Raw genomic sequence first — 14215 nt, 5'->3', positions numbered from 1 at the left:
GGGTGTGCGGGCGGAGCCCGTTGTCGGTGGCCCCCATTAACCTCGTATGCGTGTCGTCTCTCGCGCTGTACCGCCGCTACCGTCCCGAGACCTTTGCCGAGGTCATCGGGCAGGAGCATGTCACCGACCCGTTGCAGCAGGCGCTGCGGAACAACCGGGTCAATCACGCGTACCTGTTCAGCGGGCCGCGCGGTTGCGGGAAGACCACCAGCGCGCGCATCCTCGCCCGCTGCCTGAACTGCGAGCAGGGTCCCACCCCGACCCCCTGCGGCGAGTGCCAGTCCTGCCTCGACCTGGCCAGGAACGGCCCGGGTTCGATCGACGTCATCGAGATCGACGCCGCCTCCCACGGTGGCGTGGACGACGCCCGTGAGCTGCGCGAAAAGGCCTTCTTCGGGCCCGCGAGCAGCCGCTACAAGATCTACATCATCGACGAGGCCCACATGGTCACGTCGGCCGGCTTCAACGCCCTGCTCAAGGTCGTCGAGGAGCCCCCCGAGCACCTCAAGTTCATCTTCGCCACCACCGAGCCCGAGAAGGTCATCGGCACCATCCGGTCCCGGACCCACCACTACCCCTTCCGGCTCGTACCGCCCGGCACCCTGCGCGACTACCTCGCCGAGGTCTGCGGGCGCGAGGACATCCCCGTCGACGAGGGCGTCCTGCCCCTCGTCGTGCGCTCGGGCGCCGGATCCGTGCGTGACTCCATGTCCGTCATGGACCAGCTCCTCGCCGGCGCGCGCGAGGAGGGTGTGACATACGCCATGGCCACCTCCCTCCTCGGCTACACCGACGGCTCCCTCCTCGACTCCGTCGTGGAGGCCTTCGCCACCGGTGACGGCGCCGCCGCCTTCGAGGTCGTCGACCGCATCATCGAGGGCGGCAACGATCCGCGCCGCTTCGTCGCCGACCTGCTGGAGCGGCTGCGGGATCTGGTGATCCTCGCCGCCGTGCCGGACGCCGTCGAGAAGGGGCTCATCGATGCCCCGGCCGATGTCCTGGAGCGCATGCAGGCCCAGGCCTCCACCTTCGGCGCAGCCGAGCTGAGCCGCGCCGCCGACCTCGTCAACGACGGCCTGACCGAGATGCGCGGCGCCAACTCACCCCGCCTCCAGCTCGAACTGATCTGCGCGCGCGTGCTGCTCCCGGCCGCCTACGGCGACGAGCGCTCCCTCATGGCCCGGCTCGACCGCCTGGAGCGGGGCGTCAGCTTCGCGAGCGGCAGCGGCGCGCCCGCCATGGGGTACGTTCCCGGGCCCGACGCCCACGTACAAGGCCCCGTGCAGGGGGGTGCGGTCTCCCAGGGTGGTGGTCCCGGCGGTGCCGCTCCCGTGCCGCCCCGCGGTGGGCCCGCCGCTGCTCGGGCGGCGGTACGCGCTACCGGCGGGCCGGGTGGCCCAGGGGGTCCGGAGGGTTCGCAGGGTGCGCAGAGCCCGGAGGGCGCGGCTGACGTGGGGACTCCCGCCCCCGCCGCTGCTCCCGCTTCTGTCCCTGTCACGCCCGCCGCAGCCGCTCCCGCTCCCGCGCCCGTGGAGCCGACCCCCGCTCCGACGTCCCCCGCCCCTGCCCCGGGCGCCTGGCCCACCGCCGCCCCCGCCGGTGGCGGACGGCGTCCCGGTGGCTGGCCCACAGCCGCCGCGGCGGGCGGTCCGCAGGGGCAGGGCGGTGGCCAGGAACCGGCACCCGGTCGGCCCCCCGCCCCCGCGCCACAGCAGTCCGCGCCGGCCCAGCCCCAGTCCGCGGCCCCGGTCACCGCTCCCGCCGGCGGCCTCGATCCCCGTACGCTCTGGCCGAACATCCTGGAGGCCGTCAAGAACCGGCGGCGCTTCACCTGGATCCTGCTGAGCCAGAACGCCCAGGTCACCGGCTTCGACGGCACCACCCTGCAGGTCGGCTTCGTCAATGCCGGGGCCCGGGACACCTTCACGAGCGGTGGCAGCGAGGACGTGCTGCGGCAGGCGCTGGCCGAGCAGTTCAACGTGCAGTGGAAGATCGACGCGGTGGTCGACCCGTCCGGCGGCGGCCCCGCAGCGGCGTCCGGCGGCTCGTCCGGCTTCGGTGGAGGCGGAAGCGGAAGCGGAGGCAGCGCCGGAGGTGGGGGCGGTTACGGCGGTGCCCCCGGCGGTGGCGGCGGCAGCGGTTACGGCGGCGCGAGCTACGGCGCCCCGGCCGCACCCCGGCCCCCCGCGCCCGCTTCGTCCCCGCAGCCCCCGGCCCCCCAGGGCGGCTCCGCTACCGGTCCCGGACCGTCGGCCGCCCCCAGACCCGCGGCCGTCCCCGAGCCGGTCCCGGTCGCTCCCGAGGACGACACCCCCGAGGACGACGACCCGGACCTCGACGAGTCGGCCCTCTCCGGCCACGACCTGATCGTCCGCGAACTGGGGGCGACGGTCGTGGAGGAGTTCACCAACGAGTGACGCCGGGAGAAGCCGGGGAGAAGAGGAGAAAGAAGCGGAGTCGGCCCGTGCGCCGCGCCCATTGGAGGAAGCTCCAGGAAACCCGGCCCCCGGGCTTCGGCGACCTTGCCAGTAGGCTGACCCCGTGAAGGTCCTCGTCATCGGCAGCGGCGCCCGCGAACACGCCCTGTGCCGCTCCCTGTCCCTCGACCCCGACGTCACCGCGCTGTACTGCGCCCCCGGCAACGCCGGCATCGCCGAGGTCGCCGAGCTGCACCCCGTCGACGCCCTGGACGGCGCCGCGGTGGCCGGGCTGGCCGGCAGGCTCGGCGCCGGGCTGGTCGTCGTCGGCCCGGAGGCTCCGCTGGTCGCCGGTGTCGCCGACGCCGTGCGCGCCGCCGGCATCCCCGTGTTCGGCCCGTCCGGGGAGGCCGCGCAGCTGGAGGGGTCCAAGGCCTTCGCCAAGGACGTCATGGCCGCGGCCGGGGTGCCGACCGCCCGTTCCTACGTGTGCGCCACCCCCGAGGAGACCGCCGCCGCCCTCGACGCCTTCGGCGCGCCCTATGTCGTCAAGGACGACGGGCTCGCCGCCGGCAAGGGGGTGGTCGTCACCACCGACCGCGACGCCGCCGCGGCGCACGCGGCGGCCTGCGAGCGGGTCGTCATCGAGGAGTTCCTCGACGGCCCCGAGGTCTCCCTGTTCGCCATCACCGACGGCGTGACGGTCGTACCGCTCCAGCCGGCCCAGGACTTCAAGCGCGCCCTGGACGGCGACGAGGGTCCCAACACCGGCGGTATGGGCGCCTACTCCCCGCTGCCCTGGGCCGACCCGAAGCTGGTCGACGAGGTGCTGGAGACGGTGCTTCAGCCGACCGTGGACGAGCTGCGCCGGCGCGGCACGCCCTTCGCCGGGCTGCTCTACGCCGGGCTCGCGATCACCTCGCGCGGCGTCCGGGTCATCGAGTTCAACGCCCGCTTCGGCGATCCGGAGACCCAGGTCGTGCTGGCCCGCCTGAGGACCCCGCTCGCCGGTGTGCTGCTGGCCGCCGCCGACGGCACGCTCGCCGACCTGCCGCCGCTGCGCTGGAGCGAGGACGCGGCCGTCACCGTCGTCCTCGCCTCGCACAACTACCCCGGCACCCCGCGCACCGGCGACCCGATCACCGGTCTGGACGAGGTGGCCGCCGAGGACGCCCCGCACGCCTACGTTCTGCACGCCGGGACCAGGCGGGACGGCGACGCGGTGGTCAGCGCCGGCGGCCGGGTGCTGTCCGTCACCGCCAGCGGCGCGGACCTCGCCGAGGCACGCGAGCGGGCGTACCGGGCGGTGGACCGGATCCGGCTGGACGGCTCCCAGCACCGCACCGACATCGCCGCGAAGGCGGCCGAAGCGGCCGGCGCCGCCGAAACGGCGGAAACGGCGGAAACGGCGGGGTGACGGACGCGACGGACGCGTAGAGACCCCCGCTCGGCGAGCGCGCCGCCCCCGCCCCCCGCCGCCCCCTCACCCCTACGGGCCCCGGAGTGAATCCGGGGCCCGATCTTTGCTTTCTGTCACCCACCTCTGACCAAAGCCATTCCATCGAGTGAGCAATCGCCCATACGGCTGACTGGGGCCCGGGCCCCAACTAGGGTGCCGCGCAAGTGTTCCGGCACTTGGCCCTCCGGCATTGCGATGTCAGTGGCGGGTGCCACAGTGGGGGAGTGAGCAGCTCCAGGAAGCACGGCATAGACAGGGGAGGGGGTGAGGTCGGCACGTGACCGGAATCGGTGTGGAGATGGGCGCGCAGGCCGCGCGCTCCCGGGCCCTCGGCGTGCTGCGGGTCCGGAGTCGGGCGCTGGCCGCGGCCCTGCTGCCCGCGGCCGCCGCGGTGATCCTGCTGGCCGGCGGTGCCACGGGGCACCTCGTCGGCCCCGGCTGGGACGCGGCCCGCTGGGCCGTCGGCGGATGCGCGCTGCTGGTGCTGCTGGCCGCCGCCGGGATCGCCCTCGTGGTGGCCCGCGCCCGGCCCGCCATGACGCCCACGGTGCCGGTCGCCGAGGAGACCGCCCCTGACCTCTACCGGATGGTGCGCGACCTCGCCGACCGCCTCGACGTGCCGGCGCCGTCGGCCATAGCGCTCACCCCGGACTGCGACAGCTGGCTGGAGGACCGCACCCGTTCGGCCCACGGCCCGCCCCCGCGTCCGGCGGCCGACGAGATAGCCGGGCCGGGCCGCTCCGCCCGCCGGGCGCCGCTCGCGCCCGTCCTCGTCATCGGCTCCCCGTTCCTGTGGTGGATGCGGGTCGGCGAGCTGCGCGCGGTCCTCGCCCCGGTCATCGCCGGTACGGGCCCCTCGGCGCAGCCCGACATAGCCGCCGCCCGGCGCTTCGTGCGCGGGCTCGACGCGGCGGTGGCCGTCGCCTCGAAACCCCGTCGCAGCCCGCTGACCCGTGCCGTCCACGCGGTCCTCGGCGGAGTCGCCCGGCTGCTGTTGCGCGGCTGCCGGGAGCATGCGGCGCTGATGGAGCGCGGGGTGGCGGCGGCCGCGGCCGAGCGGGCGCAGTCGGTGGACTACGGCCTGCGGATCGTCGCCCAGGAGCAGGTCGGCCTCGCCTACGCCGGCTGGGACCGGCTGCTGACCAGGGTGGCGCTGCCCGCCTGGCGCATGGGTCGCTGGCCCGCCCGGCTTGACGCGGGCGTGGTGGCGGCGCTCACCGAGCTGTCCCGGCGCGACCGCCTCGCCGAGGGTTTCGCCGCTCGGCTGGGGGAGCGGCCCGCCTGCGACCTGCTGGAGGAGCCGGGCGCGGTGGACGAGGCGACCTCGCTGCTCGCGGCGCGCCTCTTCCACGGCGGGCCCGCCGAGCCCGGCCCCGACTGGGCGCCGGTGGACTGGCAGGCGTACCCGGAGGAGGTGGTGGACCGCACCTGGCGTGCGGACGCCGCCCGGCTGCACCGGGTCCTCGACTCCCTCGGCGTCCGCCCGTCCGCAGACCCGGCGTTCCCCGACCCCGGCGGCCCCACCCTGGCCCGCGTCCTGTCCCACCTGACGACCGACCACGACGCCGACACCTACGGCCCCTCCGGACTCACCGGTCACCCCGACGACCTCGACAGTCACCCCGGCGCTCCGGACGACCTCGACAGTCACCCTGCCGGTCCTGACGGCCTCGCCGGCCACCCTGCCGGTCCCGACGACCTCGCCGGCCACCCCGCCGCTCCCGACGACCCCGTCAGCCACCCCGCCGCTCCCGACGACGACTTCGACGACGACCCCGCCCCCGGCACCCCCCGCAGCGCCGCCCTCGCCGCGTGCCTGAGTGCCGAGCTGGCCCGGGAGGAGGCCCTGGTGCCGCGAGGGACCGGTGATGACGGGCGGCAGGCCGAGAGCGCGCTCTGGGACGGCGGTGGGCTGCCCCCGGCGCCCCTCCAGCCCCCCCGCACGGGCCGGGAGCTGCTCACCGACCACGTCAGGGCGATGGTGTGCTGCGCCGCAGTCGACACCGTCGGCGCGGCCCCCGCCCTGGACTGGCTGGACGGTCCCGCGCTGCTGCTGGGCGGGGAGCGGGCCACCGATCTGACGCCCAGGGTTCTCAGCCTGATAGAGGACGGCGACCCGGGCCCGCTGCGCGAGTGGCTCACCAGATCCGGGATACGGGCCGAGAAGCCCGTCCGCCTCGTCTGACCGGGTTCCGACGGAAGCGCGGCAAAGGGGCGGGGCCGGTGCCGTACCGGAAAGCCGACTTCCAGTTCAGGTCAATTCGCAACGACTGGTGACGAGGCCGGTGCGTAATGTGATGTGCTGGGAGCGGCCACGCCGTTGGCAAAGGCTTGCGACATACGACACCGCGCCCGACGACCGAACGCACCAGCCGGCCGAACTCGCCGGTCTGCCGCACCGGCCGACCGAGCACGGCGCGTCGAGCACCACCCGGACGTCGAGCACCGCCTGGACACGTACACGGGGGATCAAGGGAGGGGAGCGACCATGGCCTCGGACCACATCCGCCGCTGGGAGTCCGGAGCACTCGCGCACGCCGTCACCGACCCCTTCGGCCAGGGGCCCGTGCCCTGGCTGCGCGGCAGCGAGACGTACTTCGACGACACCGGACACGTCGTGCCCTGGTACGTCGACCCGAGCCCGCAGCCGCCGCCCGGCACCCGGACGGCGACCGGCGCCCGCGTGCCCGCCCCGCGCCCGGCCGACCCCGGCCCCCGCTCGGCGGACGACGTGCACCGGCAGATCAAGGGCTTCACCGCCACCGGCGCGGTCTCCCCGGGTGAGGCGATCGACTTCCACATCACGGTCGACCCGCCGCAGGAGTTCAGCGTCGACATCTACCGCATCGGCCACTACGGCGGTGACGGCGCGGCCAAGATCACCACCAGCCCCCGGCTGTCCGGCATCGTCCAGCCGCCGCCGCTGGCCGCCGACCGCACCGTCTCCTGCCACCACTGGTGGCTGTCCTGGCGCCTCCAGGTACCCGCGCACTGGAGCATCGGCGCCTACGTGGCCGTCCTGACCACCGCCGACGGCTACCGCTCCCACGTGCCGTTCACGGTCCGCGACGACCACCCCGCCGACCTGCTCCTGCTGCTGCCGGACATCACCTGGCAGGCGTACAACCTGTACCCGGAGGACGGCCGCACCGGCGCCAGCCTCTACCACGCCTGGGACGAGCGGGGCCGGCTGCTCGGCGAGGCCGACGCGGCGACCACGGTCTCCTTCGACCGCCCCTACGCGGGCGCGGGCCTGCCCCTGCACGTCGGGCACGCCTACGACTTCATCCGCTGGGCCGAGCGCTACGGCTACGACCTCGCCTACGCCGACGCCCGCGACCTGCACGCCGGCCGCGTCGACCCGGCCCGCTACCGGGGCCTGGTCTTCCCCGGGCACGACGAGTACTGGTCGGCGCCCATGCGCCGGGCCGTCGAGGACGCCCGCGACCGGGGCACCTCGCTGGTCTTCCTGTCCGCCAACACCATGTACTGGCAGGTGGAGCTGGGCCCCTCCCCGTCCGGCGTCCCGGACCGGCTGCTCAGCTGCCGCAAGCGCAAGGGCCCCGGAAGGCCGGTGCTGTGGCGGGAGGTCGACCGGCCCGAGCAGCAGCTGATCGGCATCCAGTACGCGGGCCGGGTGCCCGAGCCGCACCCGCTGATCGTCCGCAACGCCGGGCACTGGCTGTGGGAGGCGACCGGCGCGCACGAGGGCGACGAGATCCCGGGCCTGGTCGCCGGCGAGGCCGACCGGTACTTCCCGCGCACCGCCCTGCCCGAGCACGACGAGCGCATCCTGCTCGCGCACTCCCCCTACACCGACGGTGACGGCGCCCGGCGCCACCAGGAGACGTCGCTGTACCGGGCCCCGTCCGGCGCCTGGGTGTTCGCCTCGGGCACCTTCGCCTGGTCCCCGGCCCTGGACCGCCCCGGCCATGTGGACCCCCGGGTGCAGCGGGCCACCGCCAACCTCCTGGACCGCATCTGCAAACGCGACTGACCCCGCGGCACCGGAAGACACCGGTGCCGCCGACCCCTGACCGGAACCCGCCACCCCGGTAAGGGAGAATCGAGGCACTTGGTCAGAACCACGGGGAGGAACCGTGTCCGGATTCGTAGAAAAGCCCGAGCCGCTCCAGGTTCCGGGCCTGGTCCACCTGCACACCGGAAAGGTGCGCGACCTGTACCGGACCGAGGCGGGCGACCTCGTGATGGTCGCCAGCGACCGCCTGTCCGCCTACGACTGGGTGCTGCCCACCGAGATCCCCGACAAGGGCCGCGTCCTCACCCAGCTCTCCCTGTGGTGGTTCGACCAGCTCCGCGACCTGGCGCCGCACCACGTGCTCAGCACCGAACTGCCCCCCGGAGCCCCCGCGGAGTGGGCGGGCCGGACGCTGGTCTGCAAGTCGCTTCGGATGGTCCCCGTCGAGTGCGTGGCCCGCGGCTACCTCACCGGCTCCGGCCTCGCCGAGTACCAGGAGTCCCGTACGGTGTGCGGGCTCGCCCTCCCCGAGGGCCTGGTCGACGGCTCCGAGCTGCCCGGCCCGATCTTCACCCCGGCCACCAAGGCCGAGGTCGGCGAGCACGACGAGAACGTCTCCTACGAGGAGGTGGCCCGCCAGGTCGGCGCCGAGACCGCCGCCGAACTGCGCCAGGTCACCCTCGCCGTGTATTCCCGGGCCCGGGACATCGCCCGTGAGCGCGGGATCATCCTGGCCGACACCAAGTTCGAGTTCGGCTTCGACGGGGACACCCTCGTCCTCGCCGACGAGGTCCTCACCCCGGATTCCTCCCGCTTCTGGCCGGCCGACCGGTGGCAGCCGGGCCAGGCGCAGCCGTCGTACGACAAGCAGTACGTGCGGGACTGGCTGACCTCGGCGGAGTCCGGCTGGGACCGCCGCGGCGAGCAGCCCCCGCCGCCGCTGCCGGAGCGGGTCGTCGAGGCCACGCGCGCGAAGTACGTCGAGGCCTACGAGCGCCTGACGGGCGTCCGCTGGTCCTGAAACGGCCACACGAGGAAGGCCCCGGTCCAGTGGACCGGGGCCTTCCTTCCCGAGCGGACGACGAGGCTCGAACTCGCGACCTCAACCTTGGCAAGGTTGCGCTCTACCAACTGAGCTACGTCCGCACTGCGCCGTGGCGCGAGAGCAACTATACCCAACCTCGCTCGCGGGCGAGACGCACCGCCGTATGACGGTTCTCGGCGCCGAGCTTCGTGGCGGCCGAGGAGAGGTAGTTCCGCACGGTCCCCGGGGACAGCGCGGCCCGCTCGGCGATCTCCGCGACCGGCGCGCCGTCCGCCGCCAGCTCCAGCACCTCGGCCTCCCGCGCGGTCAGCGGGGAGTCCCCGGCGGAGATCGCGTCGGCGGCCAACTCGGGGTCCACGTAGCGGTTCCCGGCGTGCACGGTCCGGATGATCTCGGCGAGCCGCCGGGCGCTGAGGGTCTTCGGGACGAACCCCCGCACGCCCGCCGCCAGGGCCCGCTTCAGATGGCCGGGGCGGGCATGACCGGTGACGATCAGCACCTGGCAGCCGGGCAGTTCGGCGCGCAGCGCTGTGGCCACCTTCACACCGTCGGCGCCGGGCATCTCCAGGTCGAGTACGGCCACGTCGGGAGTGTGGGCGCGGGCCATCGCCAGCGCCTCGGGGCCGCTCGCCGCCTCCGCGACCACCTGGAGGTCGTCCTCCAGGGACAGCAGCGCGGCCAGCGCGCCCCGGATCAGATGCTCGTCGTCGGCCAGCAACAGCCATACGGGACCGCTCATGTCGTGACTTCGCTCACTCTCTCGCCGTCGAGGGCCGGGCTCTGACCCAGCGGCACCCGCGCCCGCACCCGGAACCGGCCCGCCCCGGCCGGGCCCGCCTCCAGGGTGCCGTCCACGGCGGCCAGCCGCTCGCGCAGCCCGGCCAGCCCGGAACCTCCGCCCCCGCCCGGGGGCGGGGCGGACCCGGCCACCCCGTCGTTCTCCACCGTCAGCACCACGCACCCCGGTAGGCTCCGCAGCCCCACCGAGCAGTGGGCCGCGTCGCCGTGCCGCAGCACGTTGGTGGTCGCCTCGCGCACCACCCAGCCGAGCGCCGAGCGCACCTCGGCGGGCAGCTCCGCCCGCTCCGCGCGCACCTCGCACGCGATCCCGGCGGCCGTCAACACGCCCTGCGCGCCCGCCAGTTCCACCGTGAGGTCGGCTTCCCGGTAGCCGCGTACGACGTCCCGGACCTCGCGCTGGGACTCCCGCGCGATGCGCTGCACCTCGACCATCTGCGCCACGGCCTCCGGCCGCCCGCGCCGGGCCAGTTGGACGGCCAGCTCGCTCTTGAGGGAGATCACCGACAGGTTCCGCCCCAGCACGTCGTGCAGGTCCCGCCCGAACCGCAGCCGCTCCTCGGCGACGGCGAGCCGGGCCTCCAGCTCCCGGCGCCCCTCCGCCTCCCAGAGCACGTGCAGGGTCCAGGCGCCGCAGCGGCCGGCGAGCAGCGGGAAGGCGGTACTGAAGGCGCACATCAGCGCGGTCGCGAGCAGGCCGACCGGATCGCGGTCGGCGAGCCCGACGGCGGCCACCAGCAGCACGGTGAGGAGCGCGGACCGGCGCAGGAACACCCGGACGGGGACGGTGAGTCCGTAGAGCATCCCGAAGGGCAGCGTGCAGGCGCCGACGGCGAGCCGGACCGTCATCGACTCGCCCGCGCCCAGCACGGCGAGGGCCAGGATCAGCGCCAGCGCCAGCCCGAGCAGGACGGCCGGCACGCGGTGGGCGCCGGGGGGCAGCTCCGCGCGCCCCAGGTAGTGGTCCAGCACGGGCCGGGTGAACCGATGGGCCACCGCGCACTGGAGGGTGGCCACGATCCCGAGCAGGGTGCCGAGCAGCACCGCCGCCGGCCGGTCGTCGAGCCCGCCGAGGAGCGGCAGCAGCAGCCAGCCCAGCGAGAAGAGCCAGACGGTGACCTGCCAGGTGCCGACCGTGTACAGCTCGACCCGCTCGGCCTTGCTCCGCTCCCGCCAGTGCCGCTGCTGCCAGCGCCGTACGTGCCCCAGCATCGCGCGTCCCCCCGTCCGTCAGCGGCGCGGTTCCCAGCGGAACCACCGCCGTACAGCAAACACCGCGACGACCGTCCAGGCCAGCGCGGTCGCCAGGGCGCCCAGCACCTCGTACCCGCTCAACTGGCCGGTCCAGCCGCCGCGGAACAGCCGGACGGCCGGGGAGAGCGGGAGGAGTTCGCAGACCGAGGCGAGCCGGCCGGGCATGATCTCGGCGGGGAAGGCGATCCCGGAGCCGATCATGGACACGAACACCAGCGGCAGCGCGGTCACCTGGGCGCTCTCCGCGGTCCGGGTCCAGGACGCGGTGAGCGCGGCGAGGGCGGCGGTGGTCGCGAGCCCGGTGACCAGCCCGGGCAGGATCAGGTACGGCGCCCGGGGCGCCCCGGTGTCCAGCAGCACCGCGCAGGCGACGCACAGCACCAGCGCCTGGGCGAGGCCGAGGAGGACCGCGGGCAGGGCCGTGCCGGTGAGGATCTCCGGGTCGGAGAGCTCGCCGGTGCGCAGCCGCTTGAGGACGAGTTCCTCGCGGCGGGCGACGTAGGCGCTGACCAGCGAGGTGTAGACGGCGAAGAGGAAGGAGTAGCCGACCGCGGCCGTCAGCAGGGTCGTGCCGACGTTCAGCCCGTGCCGCTCCAGATGCATGCCGTCCAGCGCCGGCCGCACGCTGAACGGCAGCACCAGCGGCACGACCAGCGCGGTGAACACCACACCCCGGTTACGTCCGAGCAATGCCAACTCGCCCCGCCCGAGCGCCCCGAGCCGCCGCCGCGTCCCGGCCCAGCCGGCCTTCCCCACAACCTCACCGCTCCCTACGGCCACGCTTCCGCTCCCTCCTGCCATGACGCCTCCGCTCACCCGCCCGCTCCCGACTCCGTCTCGCACACCGGTCGCACCGCCACGCCCTGGACCCTTGGTGCCGGGCCCGTCCGCCCGCGTGCCGCCTCGACTCGCGTGCCCGCCGGTGCCGCTCTCGCGGTCGGCGGTTCCGTTCGCGTGGCGTACGACGGCCCCGGAGCTGGCCCCGCCCCCGGAGCTGGCCCCGCTCCCGGAGCCGGCCCCGGCCCCGGCCCCGGAGCCGGTGCCGCCGACCTCTGTCCCCGCCCCGCGCGCACCCCGGCCGATACCGCACCCGTATCCGGCAGTTCTGCCTTCGCCGCGCCCCGAGGGCCCGGTGCCGGGCTCCCTGCCCTCCGCGCCGCCCTCGGCGATACCGCCCCCGCCTCCCGAAGTCCCGCCCTCGCCACGCCCGACGCCCCCGGCGCCGAGCCCTTCAGCCCCCGGGCCGGGCCCACCGAACCCCCCGCCCGCCGTACCGACCCCGCCGCTCCCCTCGCCCCTCTCCTCCCTCACGCCGCCACCCCGTGCTCCCGTGCGATGCCGAGGAAGGCCTCCTCCAGGGACGCCGAGCGGACGTCGAGGCGGTGCAGGGGGACGCCCGAGCGGTCGGCCCAGGTGAGGACGGCCGTGGCGGTGCGCTGGAGTTCGGTGGTGCTCAGGTGGACGAGCCGGCCGTCGGTCTCGTGGGCGCGGACGCCGAGGTGGGCCAGCGGGGGCAGGTCGCCGAGGAAGTAGCCCTCGGGCAGTTCGAAGGACATGCGGGAGGGCCGGCCGGCGGTCACCTCGGCCGGGGTGCCGGACGCGGCGATGCGGCCCTCGTGCAGGATGGCGAGCCGGTCGGCGAGGTCCTCGGCCTCCTCCAGGTAGTGCGTGGTGAGCAGCACGGTCGTACCGGCGTCGCGCAGTTCCCGCACCAACTCCCAGGTCGCCCGGCGGCCTTCGGCGTCCAGTCCGGTCGTCGGCTCGTCCAGGAAGAGCACCTCGGGCCGTCCGAGCAGGGCGAGCGCCAGGTCGAGCCGGCGCCGCTCCCCGCCGGAGAGCTGCTTGACCCGCACCGCGTGCTTGTCCGCCAGCCCGACCAGGCCGAGGGCCTCCGCCTCCGGCCGGGCGCCGCTGGTGCAGCCGGCCCACATCCGGGCGGTCTCGGCGACGGTCAGCTCGGCGGGGAAGCCGCCCTCCTGGAGCATGACGCCGGTGCGGGGCCGTACGGCGGCCCGCTCGCGGTAGGGATCGTGGCCGAGGACCCGGATCCGGCCCCCGGCGGGCTCGGCGAGCCCTTCCAGCAGCTCCACCGTGGAGGTCTTCCCGGCGCCGTTGGTGCCCAGCAGGGCGAAGATCTCGCCGGGTGCCACGGAGAAGCTGATGCCGCGTACGGCCTCGAACCCGCCTCCGTAGACGCGTCGGAGGTCGGTGACCTCGATCACGTGCTCGTGTCCGTGCTTGTCCATGAGGCCAGCGTCCCGGCGCCGGCGCCGGCCGGGCAGTGCGCGGTGTCATCACCCGCCATGACAAATGTCAGAAAGGCGCGGGGAAACGAAAAGACCCCGGTCCAGTGGACCGGGGTCTTTCTCCCGAGCGGACGACGAGGCTCGAACTCGCGACCTCAACCTTGGCAAGGTTGCGCTCTACCAACTGAGCTACGTCCGCACTGCCCCCGACCGGCTCCCACCGATCGGTGCGAGCACCAGCCTACCTGATCCACAAGCGTGGTCATGACGGCCGATGCCAGAGCGGGTGACAGGGATCGCACACTGCGCCTTCCCCCTGGAAGGGGGATGTTCTACTACTGAACTACACCCGCATGTCCTCGGGATCCGGCCTTTCGGCCTCGCCCCTCGGCGTGTTCCAGACATTAGCTGATCAGCAGGGGGGTAGCGCAAGTCGGTTCCCCCGCCGGGCCCGCTCCGCCCAACTGAACGGTCCCCAGGGCCCGCTGACGGGCCCTGGGGACTGCCCCTTCGCGGGCCTCGCTCGACGCGCTCGTCCCGCCCGCCTCACTGGGCGGCGGTGAACGCCTCGTAGACCTTCTTGGGGATGCGCCCGCGCGCCGGGACGTCCATCTTGTTGGCCTGGGCCCAGGCGCGGACGGCCGCCGGGTCGGGCGCCACCTCGGTCTGCTTGTACGCCTTGCCGGAGCGCGACCGCTTGCGGCCGGCCTCGACGTAGGGCGCGAGCGCCTTGCGCAGCTTCTTGGCGTTTCCCGCGTTCAGGTCGATCTCGTACGACTTACCGTCGAGTCCGAAGGCGATCGTTTCCGCCGCTTCCGAGCCGTCGATGTCGTCAAACAGAGTGACCACGACCTTTTGCGCCACGAATATCGGTCCCTTCGTGCGGCACGTCGATACAGCTCAACGGCGATGACGTACCGAGTATCGGCTATTGCCAATTCATTTGTACAGTGCCCGGCAATGCAAAGTGAAGCCCGACTAAATCCCTCCGCGTGTCCGAGCACAATACGTAACGCG

General features: G+C 74.4%; 10 protein-coding genes and 3 tRNA genes. 5 read left to right on the top strand and 8 right to left on the bottom strand.

Going from position 1 to position 14215, the window contains the following annotated elements:
- Positions 1–50 precede the first annotated feature (50 nt).
- The 5 genes from NX794_RS10180 to NX794_RS10160 all read left to right on the top strand — a co-directional run bounded on the left by NX794_RS10180 (position 51) and on the right by NX794_RS10160 (position 8876).
- Positions 51–2417, top strand: a complete 2367-nt coding sequence (locus NX794_RS10180; RefSeq protein ID WP_258777997.1) for a DNA polymerase III subunit gamma and tau — start codon at positions 51–53, stop codon at positions 2415–2417.
- A gap of 124 nt (positions 2418–2541) precedes the next feature.
- On the top strand, positions 2542–3834 hold the full coding sequence (purD, locus tag NX794_RS10175) for a phosphoribosylamine--glycine ligase (RefSeq protein ID WP_258777996.1): 1293 nt from the start codon (positions 2542–2544) through the stop codon (positions 3832–3834).
- A 340-nt stretch (positions 3835–4174) separates the two neighbouring features.
- The gene (locus NX794_RS10170) at positions 4175–6061 is read left to right on the top strand and encodes a M48 family metalloprotease (RefSeq protein ID WP_258778242.1); all 1887 of its coding nucleotides are present in this window, start codon (positions 4175–4177) and stop codon (positions 6059–6061) included.
- A 303-nt stretch (positions 6062–6364) separates the two neighbouring features.
- On the top strand, positions 6365–7873 hold the full coding sequence (locus tag NX794_RS10165; RefSeq protein ID WP_258777995.1) for a N,N-dimethylformamidase beta subunit family domain-containing protein: 1509 nt from the start codon (positions 6365–6367) through the stop codon (positions 7871–7873).
- Between the two features lie 103 nt (positions 7874–7976).
- The gene (locus NX794_RS10160; protein WP_258777993.1) at positions 7977–8876 is read left to right on the top strand and encodes a phosphoribosylaminoimidazolesuccinocarboxamide synthase; all 900 of its coding nucleotides are present in this window, start codon (positions 7977–7979) and stop codon (positions 8874–8876) included.
- Between the two features lie 52 nt (positions 8877–8928).
- Here NX794_RS10160 and NX794_RS10155 read toward each other — a convergent pair.
- The 8 genes from NX794_RS10155 to NX794_RS10120 form a co-directional block, all read right to left on the bottom strand.
- Positions 8929–9001 (bottom strand) — tRNA-Gly (locus tag NX794_RS10155).
- Positions 9002–9024: 23 nt separating this feature from the next.
- The gene (locus tag NX794_RS10150) at positions 9025–9639 is read right to left on the bottom strand and encodes a response regulator transcription factor (RefSeq protein ID WP_258777992.1); all 615 of its coding nucleotides are present in this window, start codon (positions 9637–9639) and stop codon (positions 9025–9027) included.
- Positions 9636–10910, bottom strand: a complete 1275-nt coding sequence (locus tag NX794_RS10145) for a sensor histidine kinase (RefSeq protein ID WP_258777991.1) — start codon at positions 10908–10910, stop codon at positions 9636–9638. The genes NX794_RS10150 and NX794_RS10145 overlap by 4 nt, the downstream gene beginning before the upstream one ends.
- An 18-nt stretch (positions 10911–10928) precedes the next feature.
- Complete coding sequence (locus NX794_RS10140) at positions 10929–11753, bottom strand: ABC transporter permease (RefSeq protein ID WP_428985885.1); 825 nt, start codon at positions 11751–11753, stop codon at positions 10929–10931.
- A gap of 506 nt (positions 11754–12259) precedes the next feature.
- Positions 12260–13198, bottom strand: a complete 939-nt coding sequence (locus tag NX794_RS10135) for an ABC transporter ATP-binding protein (protein WP_258777989.1) — start codon at positions 13196–13198, stop codon at positions 12260–12262.
- Between the two features lie 126 nt (positions 13199–13324).
- Positions 13325–13397, bottom strand: a tRNA-Gly gene (locus tag NX794_RS10130).
- Positions 13398–13479: 82 nt separating this feature from the next.
- Positions 13480–13551: transfer RNA gene (locus NX794_RS10125), tRNA-Gly, on the bottom strand.
- A gap of 193 nt (positions 13552–13744) precedes the next feature.
- Positions 13745–14062: a histone-like nucleoid-structuring protein Lsr2 gene (locus NX794_RS10120; RefSeq protein WP_258777988.1), complete on the bottom strand. Its 318-nt coding sequence runs from the start codon at positions 14060–14062 to the stop codon at positions 13745–13747.
- Positions 14063–14215: the final 153 nt, after the last annotated feature.

The organism is Streptomyces pyxinicus, from assembly GCF_024753135.1.
GTDB lineage: Bacteria > Actinomycetota > Actinomycetes > Streptomycetales > Streptomycetaceae > Streptomyces > Streptomyces pyxinicus.
The sequence above is the reverse complement of the archived record's forward strand: the minus strand, read 5'-3'. Positions and strand labels throughout refer to the sequence as shown.